General features: G+C 67.8%; 14 protein-coding genes. 3 read left to right on the top strand and 11 right to left on the bottom strand.

The features are described 5' to 3' along the window. The first annotated feature begins 5 nt into the window (after window positions 1–5). Window positions 6–707, top strand: coding sequence for an alpha/beta fold hydrolase (locus tag ABE434_RS03455; protein ID WP_346477834.1), 702 nt, complete (start codon window positions 6–8; stop codon window positions 705–707). Window positions 708–790: 83 nt separating this feature from the next. Here the strand turns inward: ABE434_RS03455 and accC are convergent, their stop codons facing one another. From accC to ABE434_RS03415, 8 genes are all read right to left on the bottom strand, one after another. Beyond that, a complete protein-coding gene (gene accC / locus ABE434_RS03450; protein WP_176988012.1) occupies window positions 791–2,158 on the bottom strand; it encodes an acetyl-CoA carboxylase biotin carboxylase subunit in 1,368 nt (455 codons plus the stop codon). A gap of 10 nt (window positions 2,159–2,168) precedes the next feature. Beyond that, window positions 2,169–2,657: an acetyl-CoA carboxylase biotin carboxyl carrier protein gene (accB, locus tag ABE434_RS03445; RefSeq protein WP_121040377.1), complete on the bottom strand. Its 489-nt coding sequence runs from the start codon at window positions 2,655–2,657 to the stop codon at window positions 2,169–2,171. A 54-nt stretch (window positions 2,658–2,711) separates the two neighbouring features. Next, window positions 2,712–3,134 (bottom strand): lysozyme inhibitor LprI family protein, encoded by a 423-nt coding sequence (locus ABE434_RS03440; protein ID WP_179459890.1) that lies wholly within the window; start codon window positions 3,132–3,134, stop codon window positions 2,712–2,714. Further along, window positions 3,134–3,583: a type II 3-dehydroquinate dehydratase gene (aroQ, locus tag ABE434_RS03435; protein ID WP_346477833.1), complete on the bottom strand. Its 450-nt coding sequence runs from the start codon at window positions 3,581–3,583 to the stop codon at window positions 3,134–3,136. The genes ABE434_RS03440 and aroQ overlap by 1 nt, the downstream gene beginning before the upstream one ends. Window positions 3,584–3,720: 137 nt before the next feature. After that, window positions 3,721–5,358 (bottom strand): serine hydrolase domain-containing protein, encoded by a 1,638-nt coding sequence (locus tag ABE434_RS03430; RefSeq protein WP_346477832.1) that lies wholly within the window; start codon window positions 5,356–5,358, stop codon window positions 3,721–3,723. Between the two features lie 199 nt (window positions 5,359–5,557). Further along, complete coding sequence (locus ABE434_RS03425; protein WP_346477831.1) at window positions 5,558–6,574, bottom strand: helix-turn-helix domain-containing protein; 1,017 nt, start codon at window positions 6,572–6,574, stop codon at window positions 5,558–5,560. A 41-nt stretch (window positions 6,575–6,615) separates the two neighbouring features. Next, window positions 6,616–9,411, bottom strand: coding sequence for a PAS domain-containing protein (locus ABE434_RS03420; protein ID WP_346477830.1), 2,796 nt, complete (start codon window positions 9,409–9,411; stop codon window positions 6,616–6,618). Window positions 9,412–9,515: 104 nt separating this feature from the next. Continuing rightward, window positions 9,516–10,130, bottom strand: a complete 615-nt coding sequence (locus ABE434_RS03415) for a TetR family transcriptional regulator (protein ID WP_179459895.1) — start codon at window positions 10,128–10,130, stop codon at window positions 9,516–9,518. A gap of 113 nt (window positions 10,131–10,243) precedes the next feature. Between ABE434_RS03415 and ABE434_RS03410 the strand changes: the two genes are divergently transcribed. Both ABE434_RS03410 and ABE434_RS03405 read left to right on the top strand, forming a co-directional pair. Then, on the top strand, window positions 10,244–11,452 hold the full coding sequence (locus ABE434_RS03410) for an MFS transporter (RefSeq protein WP_346477829.1): 1,209 nt from the start codon (window positions 10,244–10,246) through the stop codon (window positions 11,450–11,452). Continuing rightward, on the top strand, window positions 11,452–12,693 hold the full coding sequence (locus tag ABE434_RS03405; RefSeq protein ID WP_346477828.1) for an MFS transporter: 1,242 nt from the start codon (window positions 11,452–11,454) through the stop codon (window positions 12,691–12,693). The genes ABE434_RS03410 and ABE434_RS03405 overlap by 1 nt, the downstream gene beginning before the upstream one ends. Here the strand turns inward: ABE434_RS03405 and ABE434_RS03400 are convergent. The 3 genes from ABE434_RS03400 to ABE434_RS03390 form a co-directional block, all read right to left on the bottom strand. Further along, entirely contained in the window at window positions 12,614–13,087 is a 474-nt protein-coding gene (locus tag ABE434_RS03400) for a nuclear transport factor 2 family protein (protein WP_346477827.1), read from the bottom strand. The genes ABE434_RS03405 and ABE434_RS03400 overlap by 80 nt on opposite strands. Before the next feature lie 172 nt (window positions 13,088–13,259). Then, a complete protein-coding gene (locus ABE434_RS03395; RefSeq protein WP_346477826.1) occupies window positions 13,260–13,463 on the bottom strand; it encodes a hypothetical protein in 204 nt (67 codons plus the stop codon). Beyond that, on the bottom strand, window positions 13,460–13,603 hold the full coding sequence (locus ABE434_RS03390; RefSeq protein WP_179459899.1) for a hypothetical protein: 144 nt from the start codon (window positions 13,601–13,603) through the stop codon (window positions 13,460–13,462). The genes ABE434_RS03395 and ABE434_RS03390 overlap by 4 nt, the downstream gene beginning before the upstream one ends. Between the last annotated feature and the right edge of the window lie 30 nt (window positions 13,604–13,633).

Below are 13,633 nucleotides of genomic sequence, written 5' to 3'. Positions count from 1 at the left end.
CGGCGGTGTCCGACCTGCCTGCGCTGATCGTATTGCCGGGCATGGATGCCACCGGCACGCTGCATACCGCCTTCATCGATGCGATGGCCGCGCGGGGCGTGGCCACCTCGGTCATCGCCTACCCGCGGGATGTTCCTCTTGATTACCCCGCGCTGTTGCCCTTCGTGCAGGCGGCGCTGCCGCGCGATGCGCCGTTCGTGCTGTTGGGGGAGTCGTTCTCGGGGCCGTTGGCGCTGACCGTCGCCGCCGCTGCGCCTTCGCGACTGCAGGGGCTGATCCTCTCCACGACCTTTGCCCGCGCGCATTGGCCCGCCGGGCGCGCGCTGCGCCCGCTGCTGCCGTATGTGCCGATGCGGGGCATGTCGTCGCCAGCGCTGTCATGGTGGCTGCTGGGTCGCTGGGCAACGCCAGCGTTGCGGGACGCCCTGCGGAAGGCGCTGGCCCAGGTCACTGTTCCGGTCCTGCGCGCGCGACTGCGTGCCGTGCTTGAGGTTGATGCGCGTGCGGCCCTGCCCGACATTGCAGTGCCGATGCTGTGTCTGCAGGCCTCGCATGACCGCCTCCTGCCTGCGCGGGCGCAGCACGAATGGGCACGCTTGCTGCCGCAGGCACAGCAGCACACCGTGGGGGGCCCTCATCTGCTTCTGCAGGCCAACCCGCAGGCGGCCGCCGACGTGGTGCGTCAGTTCATGGGCGGGCTCGGATAGGGCAGCGGAAAAAACGCAGACAAACAAAAAGGCGGGGAGATCCCCGCCTTTCTGCTGTCCAGCGTCCCGCGCGAGCGCGTCGATCAGGTCAACGCGATCGACTTGTTCTTGCGTTCGGCCAGGCGCTTTTCCAGGTAGTGGATGTTCTGCCCACCGGCCTGGAAGCCCTTGTCGCGCATGATGCGCTGCTGCAGCGCGACGTTGGTCTTGATGCCGTCCACGACCAGTTCGCTCAGCGCCACGCGCATGCGCGCGATCGCGGTCTCGCGATCCGGACCGTGCACGATCAGCTTGCCGATCATCGAGTCATAGTTCGGCGGCACGCGGTAGCCGCTGTAGATGTGGGTATCCACGCGCACGCCGGGGCCACCCGGCGGATGGAACGCGGTGATCTGGCCCGGGCTCGGCACGAAGGTTTCGGCGTCTTCGGCGTTGATGCGGCACTCGATCGCGTGGCCGGTCAGCACCACGTCGCTCTGCTTGATGGTCAGCTTCTGGCCGGCAGCGATGCGCAGCTGCTCGCAGACCAGGTCGATGCCGGTCACCATCTCCGTCACCGGATGTTCCACCTGCACGCGGGTGTTCATTTCGATGAAGTAGAAACGGCCGTCTTCGAACAGGAACTCGAAGGTACCCGCGCCGCGGTAGCCGATGCGGATGCAGGCTTCCACGCAGACCTTGCCGATCTCATCGCGCAGCTCGGTGGTGATGCCCGGTGCCGGCGCTTCTTCCACCACCTTCTGATGGCGGCGCTGCATCGAGCAGTCGCGTTCACCGAGGTGGATGGCGTTGCCCTGGCCGTCGGCGAGCACCTGGATCTCCACGTGGCGCGGATTCTCCAGGAACTTCTCCATGTAGACCTGATCGTTGCTGAAAGCGGCCTTGGCTTCGGACTTGGTGGTCTCGATCGCCGCCTTCAACGAGGCTTCGGCATGCACCACGCGCATGCCGCGGCCGCCACCGCCACCGGAGGCCTTGATGATGACCGGGTAGCCGATCTCACGGGCGATCTTGGTGTTGGCCACGATGTCGTCGGTCAGCGGGCCGCCCGAGCCGGGCACGCACGGCACGCCGGCGGCCTTCATCGCGCGGATCGCTTCCACCTTGTCGCCCATCAGGCGGATGGTGTCGGCCTTGGGGCCGATGAAGATGAAGCCGGATTCTTCCACACGCTCGGCGAAGTCGGCGTTCTCCGACAGGAAGCCGTAGCCCGGGTGGATGGCCTGGGCGTCGGTGACTTCCGCCGCGGCGATCAGGGCCGGGATGTTGAGGTAGCTCTCCGAGGACGGTGCCGGACCGATGCAGACCGACTCGTCGGCCATGGCCACGTGCTTGAGGTTGCGGTCGACCGTGGAATGCACAGCCACCGTGCGGATGCCCAGGGTATGGCACGCGCGCAGGATGCGCAGCGCGATCTCCCCTCGGTTGGCAATAACGACTTTGTCGAGCATGGACTAATCCTTAGCCGATCACGAACAGCGGCTGGTCGAATTCGACCGGCTGGCCGTTTTCGCCCAGGATGGCGACGATGGTGCCGGAGACATCGGCTTCGATCGGGTTGAACATCTTCATCGCTTCGATGATCGCCAGCGTTTCACCAGCTTTGACGGCCTGGCCGACCGACACGAAGGCCGGCTTGTCCGGCGAGGACGACGAGTAGAAGGTGCCGACCATCGGCGCGCGCAGCACGTGGCCATCGGGCAGGGCATTGCCAGCCTTGGCGGTGCCGCCGGTGGAGGCTTCGGTCGGCGACTGCATCGGCATCGCCGGTGCGGCGGCCTGGGCCGGCGCCGGGGCCATCATCATCTGCGGCTGGGCCTGCACCATGCCGTAGCCGGAGACGGGCGCGCGCGACAGGCGCACGGACTCTTCGCCTTCCTTGATTTCGATTTCGGCGAGGTTCGACTCTTCCAGCAGGTCGATCAGTTTCTTGATTTTGCGGAGATCCATAGGGGCCTCTTTAGCTCGTGGTGTCAGTGTGGTGGGAAGCGCGGTGCGCTCGGGTCAAAGCAATTCGTAGAAGTCGCGCAGCTGGCGGATGCGGTCACGCGTGAGGGTGGTCAGGCAGCGCATCTGCGCGCCATTGCGGGCCGATCCGTCGGAATTCAACAGGTACACCGCGTCGCAGTCGTGGTCGCGCAGTTCGACCCAGGCGCGCTGGGCCAGCACCAGCTGCTGCTCGGCGTTGCCGCACCAGCTGCAGGCACCGCCGTCGGCCGGGGAGCGCAGCTGCCGGCGCGCCTGCGCGTACACGGCATTGAGTTCGACGTCGGCGGCGGCCGCCACGTCCGAGGCGCACAGGTCGCTCTCCATCGTGGTGACCGGGTGCGCGCAGTCGATGCCCTCATCCTCGCGGTCGCCGGCGATGGCGGCGCCACACAGGCAGCCCCACAGCACGACGCTGGCGAGGACACGCGGCAGTGTCATCACGCGGAGGCGGCCGCCAGCCGGGTCAACGCCGCATCCATCGCATAGCGATAGCTGTCCGCACCGAACCCACAGATCACCCCGATCGCCTTGTCGCTGAAATAGCTGTGCTGGCGGAAGGGCTCGCGTGCATGCGGGTTGGACAGATGGATCTCGATGAAGGGCACGTCCACCGCGGCCAGCGCATCGCGCAGGGCCACCGAGGTATGGGTGAACGCCGCCGGATTGATCAGGATGAAGGCCGTGCCGTCGTCACGGGCCGCCTGGACCCGGTCCACCAGCACGTGCTCGGCGTTGGACTGCAGCGCCTCCACGGCGTGGCCGGTGGCCTGCGCCTGGGCCAGCAGGGCCTGGTCGATCTGCGCCAGCGTGGTGTGCCCATACACCCCCGGCTCGCGCGTACCGAGCAGGTTGAGGTTGGGGCCATGCAGGACCAGCAGTTTCGCCATGGGTGCCGAACAACAGGAAAGGGCGGAGTCTGGCGGAACTGGTGGATCGTGTCCAGTTCGACGAAGTTACGCGTGTTTCAAGCGTTCGTTTGAAATTCGGCGTGGAACGTTGTGGCAGCGTGGCTTGGACCGCTTGGTCAGCGGCCGCGGCTCACCGACACGCTGGTGCCCGCTGGCCGCGCAGGTATCGCCGCCGCGGTGATCCGTTCCGCGCGCATGCGCCGGAGGCGGCGTGCGGACATCGTCAGCCCATCCACCGCGCCCGACGCCGCACGCGTGAAGGTCACCGTCCATGCGCCGCTGATGAAGCGATCACCGCCGACGGCCTCTAGCACAAGCTCGGACTGTCGCGGCCAACGCATCGTCAGCTTCCCTGCCGCCATCACGACCTCATAGGTCATGTCGACCTCGTCGATGCGGTATTCCCCCGTGAAAGAGGTGAGCGTTGGCCCCGCAGGCATCGGCTCGGTGACGCGGGTGAAGGTTCTCGGTGCAGGCCAGGCATCCCAGATCTGCAGTTCGAGGGCGTCCTGCCTGTCCACCGCGGCACGGAAGTGCCACTGCGCGGCCTGGCCCATGCGGAATGTCCCGTTGCCGAGGGATTCCAGCGCCGACGATGCGCCCAGCGGACGCAATGCACCGTCCCTCGCCTCCACCCGCACCACCTCATCCGTCAGTGCGCTCCAATAGACACCCGCCAGCGCCGACACGTCGGCCTCGGCGACGTCCACTGCCGGGGCCGTCGCCGTCATGCGATCGCCGAGATAGACCTCGGCGACCCGCTGCGTCAGCTCGGCGGGCAGGATCGAGGCGCCATTGCACAGCGTTACGATGGCCAGCCCCTGGTCGGGGAAGGCCATGGAATCGGTCCGATAGCCGGCGTGCACACCGTCGTGACCCACCGTGCGCAGGCCGCGATACGTGCGGATGAAAAGGCCACCGCCGTAGCCGGTCGCCACGCCATCGCGGGTCTCCGCCGACGTCTGCATGGCTGTCACCAGCGCTTGTCCTCCAACGCGCGCATGGCTGAGGTGGTCGTGCCATTTCAGCAGGTCACCCACCGTGGTGAACAAGCCGGTCGGACCGTAGTAGTCGGACGCCGGGATGCTGATCCGCCACTCTCCCTCTGCGTGCGCCTGATAGCCGGCAGCACGACGCCGCACGATCCCGGTGTGGTCGTCCTGGAAGTGCGAGTCGTTCATGCCCAGCGGCCGGAAGATCCGCTCGTCGGTGAAGGCTGCCAGCGACTTGCCCGAGACACGCTCCACTATCACGGCCAGCAGGGTGTAGCCGAGATTGTTGTAGAGCGTCTCCGATCCCGGCGCGAAGTTCAGCCCACGCTGCTGCGTCGCGACCGACAGCATGTCGGCCTGGGTCATCATGTCGTCGCTGCGCCAGCCGGCCAGGTACAGCAGCTGCCCCTGCTCGCGCAGGCCGCTGCTGTGATGGATCAGGTGCGAGAGGGTGATCGTCTGGCCTACGTCGGGCATCTCCGGGAGGTAGGTGCGGATGTCATCGTCCAGCGACACGCGCCCGTCCTGCGCGAGCAGTGCGATCGCGAAAGCAGTGAACTGCTTGGAGATGGAGCCGACCAGGAAAACCGATTGGGGGGTGATGGGAACGTCGTACTCCAGGTTCGACATCCCGTACCCGCGCGTGTAATCCACCACGCCGTCGCGCGAGATTCCCACCGCACAGCCGGGCGTGGTGGTGCTGTTCCATGGGGCGAAGACCGCATCCACCTGCGCGTGGCGCTCGGCGGGCGTGGCGCTCACGGGGTGGGCCCGGACCCCGCTGGTCTGCACGGTCAGGACGGCGACAAGGGGCCACAGGACGATGGATCGATGAACGCGCACGGGAAGCCTCCGGGATAGGGCGCACGAGATGGGTCTGCACAACGCCAGCGCCAGCACCGTATCCAATCGCTTTCCAATCAACGTGTTGCGGTGTCTTCCCGGAGTACGGGAATCGCTTCTAGGAGTGCGCTGCGGCCGTGCGGAACGCGGCGGGCGTGATCCCTTCGCACTTCTTGAATGCGCTGTAGAAGGTCGACATGGACTGGAAGCCCGCTTCCTGGGCGACGACGTCCAACGACTTGGCCGGACTCTGTTGCAGGAGCGCCTTCGCCTCGGTCACCCGCAGTTGGGTCAGGTACTGCTTGAACGAGGTCTGGTTGTTGTCATTGAGCAGCTGCGACAGCCGGGTCTGCGGGATACCCAGCCGTCGTGCGAGGCGCGGCAGGGTCAAGCCAGCGTCAAGATGCAAACGCTCGCCCGCCATCAGGTCAGCCAGCGCCTGCAATGCCACGTTCGCTTCGGCGGCGGGAATCCGACGGTCCTGATAGGGCTCGATCGGCGCCTGCCCCGAGCGCAGGCGGAGGCAGATCAGAATGCTCACGACCAGAACGAAGGTAAAGGACAGCGCACCGACGATGTAGGAGGTGTACCCACCGGTGTAGTACGCGATCCAGATGATCCAGATCCCTGCCAGGGCGCCCAGCAGCAGGGGGCCGGACCGGGAGGTCCGAAGCCGTGCGCGGTGGCGATGGACGAGGGCAGTGGTGAGGAGCAGATAGCCCAGCCAGGCGTAGTTGATGCCGGGCGCGATGGTATGCCGCCACAGCTCGACGTTGCGGCTGTAGGGAAGCAGGACAGTGACCGCCGCGACAAGGAGGAGCAACGCGCCGAGGTGCCAGCGATCGGCTTTCCCGGGCCGGGCAGGGTCTTCCTGGCTGGAGCGCACCAGAAAATAAAGGCAGGGCCCGATCATGAAACACGCGGTCAGCCCGAGCTGGAGAACGGCGAAGGGAACCTCCGGCCAGAAATGGAAGGTCACGGACTTCCCCGTTCGCACCCCGATCATCAGGATGAGCAGCGCCAGCCAGCGCTGCGTTGTTTCGCCCTTGGCCCGCCACCACAGTACCGACGCTGCCACCACGCCATTGAAGGCACCCAGCATGGCGAAGAAGAACAGGAAGTGTTGGCTGAGCATTGCCGCAGTATTGAGAAAATCCCCTTGCCGTCAAGCGCCGCTCAGCGCACCTCGGCGAGCACCGCCCGCACCCGCAACGCCAGTTCCTCCAGCGTGAACGGCTTGCCGATCAGGTGGACATCGGGGTCGAGCACGCCATCGTTCTCCAGCGCATTGCGGCTGTAGCCGGTGGTGAACAGCACTTTCAGCGTCGGCCGCCGCCTGCGCGCCTCATCGGCCAGCTGCCGCCCGTTGACCTCCGGCATGACCACATCGGTGAACAGCAGCGCGATGTCGGGATGGCGGTCGAGCAGGGTCAGCGCCGTGGCGGCTCCCTCGGCCGCGAGCACCGGGTAGCCCAGTTCGGTCAGCGCTTCGACGGAAAACTGCCGTACGCCGGGTTCGTCTTCGACGACCAGGACGAGTTCCCGGCCACCGCTCAGGGCGCGGTTGTCCTCTCTTCCGGCCGGGGGCGATGGCGCGACATCCACCCTGCGGCGCGGAAGATACAGGGTCACCGTGGTTCCCTGTCCCGGGGTCGAATCGATGTTCACGTGGCCGGCCGACTGTTTGACGAAGCCGTACACCTGGGACAGGCCCAGGCCGGTGCCTTGCCCCACCTTCTTGGTGGTGAAGAACGGATCGAAGGCCTTGGCGATGACCTCGGGCGGCATGCCGCTGCCGTTGTCCGCCACGGTGATCCGGACGTACTCGCCCTCGGGGACCTCTGCCGCTGCGGCACCGTCATGGTCGGCGATCGTGCAGTTGGCGGTCTCCACCACCAGTCGCCCGCCACCGGGCAGTGCGTCGCGCGCGTTGACCGCCAGGTTGAGGATCACGTTCTCCAGCTGGTTGGCATCGGCGAACGTGCACCAGACCTGTGCAGCCAGCACGGTTTCCAGGCGGATGCTGCTGCCCAGCGAATGCACGAGCAGGTCCGACATCCCGGCCACCAACCGGTTCACATCCAACGGCACCGGTTGCAACGGCTGCTGCCGGGAAAACGCCAGCAGGCGCTGGGTGAGCTGCGCGGCGCGGGTCGCGCCGTCGATGGCCATGTCGATGTAGCGCTTGGCGCGCGGATCGCTGTCGCCCATCCGCATCGCCAGCAGGTCCAGCGGGCCGATCACGGTGGCAAGCATGTTGTTGAAGTCGTGCGCGATGCCGCCGGTCAGCTGGCCTACCGCCTCCATCTTCTGGCTCTGGCGCAGGGCATCTTCCACGCGCGTGCGCTGTGCCACTTCTTCCAGCACCCGGCTCTCCAGGTGCTCGTTCAATTCCTGCAGCCGGGCATCGGCCAGTTTGCGCGCGGTGATCTCGATTGCCACGCCCACGACCCGGACGCAGCGGTCGCCCTCGAAATGCCCGCGTCCTTTCGCCGCGACCCAGCGCACCACGCCGTCTTCCTTGCCGACGGTGCGGTATTCCACGTCGTAGAGCGCGCGCCGCGCCGGATCGGCGGCCGCCGCAAACGCGGCGACAGTGGCGGCGCGGTCGTCGGGATGCAGCCCGTCATGGAAGTCGCTCATCGATACCGCCACCTCGGGCGAGATGCCGAACATCGCCTTTGTCCGGGGCGGCCAGATCAGCGCGTCGCGCACGAGGTCCACATCCCAGAAGCCCATGTCACCGGCCTCCGTGGCAAAGCGCAGGCGTTCCTCGCTCTGGGCGAGCGCGGCTTCGGCCGCCTCACGGATGGTCAGGTCCAGCATCGCGCCGATCATCCGCAGGGGCTCGCCCACGCCGCCGCGCAGCACGGTGCCGCGGTCGAGCACGGAGGCGAAACTGCCGTCGGCGCGACGGAACCGGTACTCGCTGTTCCACGCGGTTCCACCGCCCTCGATCACGGCATGGATGTCCCTGTCCACGCGCGCCCGGTCGTCCGGATGGATGTGATCCAGCCACCACTGCGCGCTGGTCTCGCTCAGCGCATGGCCGAACAGGGTGGTCAGTGCTTCGTTCCAGATGACCTGGCCATCGGAGATGCGCCAGTCCCAGATCGCATCATTGGTTGCGTGGGCGGCCAGCCGATAACGCTCCTCTGCTTCCAGATGACGGGCCTCGGCGGCCTTGCGGTCGGTGATGTCCAGTGACGTGCCGACCAGCCCCACCACCACGCCGTCGGCGTCGCGCAGGGGTGATTTGGTCGACAGCCATTGCGCACGCCGGCCATCGGGAAAACTCACTTCTTCTTCGAGCTGCTCGGTCTGCCCGCTGGCCATGACGCGCTCGTCGGTGGCCATCACGATGGCTGCCTGGGCAGGGTCGCCGAGCAGCTCGGCGTCGGTGCGGCCGACGTAGATCTCCGGCGGCAGGCCGATCAGCTCGGTGGTGCCGCGGTTGCCGATCAGCATCCGGCCCTGCCGGTCCTTGGCGTACAGCACGCCGGGTGCGGCCTCGACGAAGGAGCGCAGCAGGGTCTGCGCCTGGTCGCGCTCTGCTTCGATCCGGCGGCGCTCATCGATATCGATCAGCACCCCGGGAAAACCGACGGCCTGCCCGTGCGCGTCGAGGTCTACCCGGCCGATCGCCTCGATCCAGCGATAGGCGCCGTCGGCGCCGCGGGTTCGATACTGGTGGGCATAGCGGCCACCGCGGCGGACCGCTTCGGCAATCGCCTCGGCCAGGCCGGCGCGGTCGTCGGGGTGGACGGCGGACACGACCTGCTCCAGGCGCAGTTCGGTGCGGGCCAGCGCCGGGTCGAGGCCATGGGCCAGGGCCAGGGCATCGTCGACGGTCAGGCTGTCCTGGGCAACATCCCAGAACCAGGTACCGATGATCGCACCGGCGGCCAGTGCCATCCTGAAGCGCTCGGCATCACGCTCGCCGTGGGAACCGGGGGAAGGTGAAGAGCTCAAGCTGTACTCGCGGTCGGCAGGGGGTCGGATGCACCGGCCTCGGGACGGCAGGCGGCGCGGGGCGGACACCATAGGGTATCGGCGCGAGGCGAGCTGTGAAGCCGTCAGGCGGGCAGGTCGCCTGGGGACGTCGGCGCGCTGCAGCGCAGCCCGCGCAGCAGCAGCTCCAGCGCAACCCCGCTCTGTGCAAGCCGCGCATCGCCATCGTCGCCATCGGCGATCCAGAACGCCGCCTCGGCAAGGCTGCCGTACACGAGGGAGGCGAGGGCCTGCGGATGGGCCTCGGCGACCACACCCAGATCGATCAGGTGCGCCAGCAGACGCTGCATGGAATCGATGCAGTGACGCTGCGATTCCGGCGAGGCACCGCCCAGCACGGCGCGCGCATCGCGCAGCACGATGCGCTGGATGGTGGGTTCGCGGGCCATCTCCAGGTACCCGATGCAGCGCAGCCGGAATCCCTCCCACGGATCCACGGCGGCGTCGGAGATCGCCTTCAGGCGCGCGTCCATCTCCGCGTCGAGCTCATCGACGACGGCCGCGAGCAGCCCCTGCTTGTCGCCGAAGTGGTGGTAGAGCGCGCCACGGGTGAGGCCGGCCTGCGCGGTGAGGTCGTCCATCGAGGTATCGGCGTAGCCGCGCTCGCTGAAGACCGCGCGGGCGGTCGCCAGCAGGGTGGCGCGGGTCTGCTCCATCTCGGCGCGGGTACGACGGGCCATCGGCCTCTCCTTGCGTGCGGGGGTGGACGCTTGTTTACATCCGAAGCGTATGTATATAGGATTTTAAACATACGATGTGTATGTAAATTGGAAGAGACCGGGTGAACCACCCCATGACCCACCCTTATCGCGCGCTGTTCGCGGCCCCGGGCAGCACCGGCTTCGCCCTGGCGGGCCTGCTGGCGCGGCTGCCCTTGCCGATGACCGGCATCGGCATCATCACGCTGCTCGCCCAGGTGCGCGGCAGTTATGCGCTGGCCGGCGCGGTGGCGGCCACGTTCGTGCTGACCTACGCGGTGCTGTCACCCCAGGTCTCCCGTCTGGTGGACCGGCACGGGCAGCGCCGGGTGTTGCCGGTGGCTACCGGCGTCAGCGTGTTCGGCCTGCTGCTCCTGCTTGGCGCATCGTGGTGGGCGGCGCCGGCCGCACTGCTGTTCTTCGGCGCCTTGCTGGCCGGCGCCATGCCCAGCATGTCGGCGATGGTGCGTGCGCGCTGGACCGCGATCTACCGCGGGCAACCGCAGCTGCAGACGGCGTACGCGCTGGAAACCGTGTTCGACGAAGTCACCTTCATCGCCGGGCCGCCGCTGTCGGTCGGCCTGGCGGTCGCCGTGCTGCCGCAGGCGGGTGTGCTTGCCGCGGCCGTGCTGCTGCCGATCGGTGCGTTTGCGCTGATCGCGCAGCGCAGGACCGAGCCCCCGGTCGAAGCGGCACGACGGAATGCCGCGCCTGCTGCGTCCGTCATCCGTCTGCCCGGCGTGCGGTGGCTGGCCGTGCTGATGGTCGCCATGGGCGTGATCGTCGGCACCGTCGATATCGTCAGCGTCGCCTTCGCCGCACACCTTGGGCAGCCCGCTGCCGCCAGCATCGTGCTGTGCGCGTATGCCGCCGGCTCCTGCCTGTCCGGCGTGCTGTTCGGTGCGCTCACCCTGCAGACGCCCCTGCGCCGCCTGCTGCTGCTGGGCGGGATCGCGACCGCAGTGACCACGTTGCCTCTGCTGCTGGTGGGAAGCATCGGCGCGCTGGCCGTGACGGTCTTCGTGGCGGGCGTGTTCTTCGCCCCCACCATGATCGTGGCGATGTCGTTGACCGAGCAGCAGGTGCCGCCGCGCCAGCTCACCGAGGGCATGACCTGGCTGCTGGCGGCGCTGAACGTGGGCGTGGCGCTGGGCGCCGCGATCTCCGGCTACGGGGTGGATGCACACGGGCCGCGTGCTGGGTACCTGGTTGCGCTGTGTGCAGGAGGCGCGGTGCTGCTGGCGGCGGCGATCGCGCACGGCGTGTTGCGTCCGCGCGATTCACGCACCCTGGAGATCTGCTGATGCAGGCGCACGCGCCATCGACACCCCGCCACCCGTGGTGGGCGGTCACCGCGGTGAGCCTGGCGACCTTCTCGGTCGTCACCACGGAGATGCTGCCGGTCGGCCTGCTGACCCCGATCGCCGAGGCGCTGGACACGAGCGCCGGCACCGCGGGCCTGATGATCTCGCTGCCCGCCCTGCTGGCCGCGCTGTTCGCACCGCTGGTGGTGATCAGCGCGGGCGGACTGGATCGGCGCTCGCTGCTGTGCGCGCTGCTGGTCCTGCTGGTGATCGCGAACCTGGGCGCGGCCTTCGCACCCACGTTGGGCTGGATGCTGGCGGCCCGCGTGCTGGTCGGGCTGTGCATGGGAGGCATCTGGGCGATTGCCGGCGGCCTGGCGGTGCGGCTGGTGGCAACCCGATCGGTCGGCCTGGCCACATCGCTCATCTTTGGCGGCGTGGCGGCTGCTTCCGTGCTGGGCGTTCCACTCGGCGCGCTGATCGGGGAGCTGTTGGGATGGCGTTGGGCGTTCGGCAGCATGGCGCTGTTGGGTACCGCCGTGCTCGCCCTGCATCTGGCCGTCATGCCCGGGCTGCCGCCGTCCGGCACGACGACCCTGCGCCAGTTCGGTCATCAACTGGGCAACCGCGCGCTGCAGCGTGGGTTGATGCTGACCTTCCTGCTGGTCGCGGGACACTTCATCGCCTTCACCTTCGTTCGGCCGCTGCTGCTGTCCGTCCCGGGGTTCGACACGCGCTGGGTCGGGCCGTTGTTGTTCGGCTACGGCGCCGCAGGCATGGCCGGCAATTTCCTGGCCGGTATCGTGGCGGCACGACGTACCCGACTGACGGTGTCGTTGATCGCAGCGGGTCTGGTGCTGGCGCCGTTGCTGTTCCTGTCCATCGGCGATTCGCGCCTGGGCGGTGCCATGGCGCTGCTGGCGTGGGGGTTGGCCTACGGCGGGGTGTCGGTGGGCTTGATGACGTGGATGATGAAGGCGGCGCCGGGGGCGATCGAAGTCGCCTCCGCACTGTATGTCGGTGCCTTCAATGTCGGGATCGCATCCGGCGCGTGGCTGGGCGGTCAGGTGCTGGATCGGCTCGGCCTGACCGCCAATCTCTGGCTCACCAGCGGCTTCGCGGTTGCCGCAGTGGCGCTGTGCATTGCTGGCCGCTCAGGCCCTACCTCGTTCCCGTCGGCTCCAGCGCAGCCTTCTCAGCCTCGGTCAACGCGCGATGGCCGTAGCTCAGCACCCGCGTGAGCTGCCATTGCCCGTCCTTGTGCTGCCAGACCATCACGAACTTCGCGCTGCCTTCGCAGTTGCCGGTCGCGACCTCGCAGAAGCGGTGCTCGCCTTCCTCGATCGCGCCGAAATCCTTGATCGGGTAGACCTTGAGCGTCCCCGGAACCCGTTCGCGGCGCACCTTGTGGCAAATGTACTTCCGCGTGTTGGATACCACCGTGTCGCGATCGAAGGTGGCCCCACCGCTGTCGTGATAGAACTCGACGGTCGGCGAAAAGTAGCCGGCGAAGGCATCCAGGTCGCAGCGGTTGTAAGCGTCGAAGACCTGATCATCCAGCGCGGTGACGGTGCGCGTGAGGGCGGCTGCGTCCACGGCTTCCTCGCCAGCGTGCGCTGACAGGGGCGCGAGCATGCCGGCAGCCACGAGGACGACGGCGAAAGCAGCGGGGGAGTGCCTCATCGGGGTGCCTGCTTCCATCGGGCCAGAGTGGGCACCACTTTTCGCACGGGGCGGGGGGCCCTTCAAGTGTCATTCGGAAGGATGACGTACGGGGCACGGCAGAGTGCCCATGGTCCCCGACCCGTTACAGGGTGCTGGAGTCCACCCGCTGGCGGCCGGCCTGGGTCAGGTCGATGTCGCCATCTTCCGCCTGGGCCGCATAGCCGGCCTTGACGGCCCAGTTGGCCGCTTCATCGCTGACCGGACGCGTGGCGTTGATGTCGCGGAGGATCTGCCGCTGTGCTTCGGTCAGGTGGGTTGTCGCGTTCGTACCGGTGCCGCCGCTCATGGCGCGCGGGCCTCGACGCTGACCACGCCCTGGGCCAATCGGGCGCGCTTCGCCCGCCGATGGTTCACCCACCACACCAGCCCCGGCAGGCCGTACAGCAGTGCACCGGCGAGCAGAAAGATCTTGAAGGCGGCATTCATGGCGGTCTCTCTCCGTGCGGTATGGCGTCA

The organism is Stenotrophomonas sp. TWI1183 (genome assembly GCF_039673115.1).
In the GTDB taxonomy this organism is placed as follows: domain Bacteria; phylum Pseudomonadota; class Gammaproteobacteria; order Xanthomonadales; family Xanthomonadaceae; genus Stenotrophomonas; species Stenotrophomonas maltophilia_AA.
Note: the sequence above shows the minus strand (reverse complement) of the source record. Positions and strands in the feature narration are given on the sequence as shown.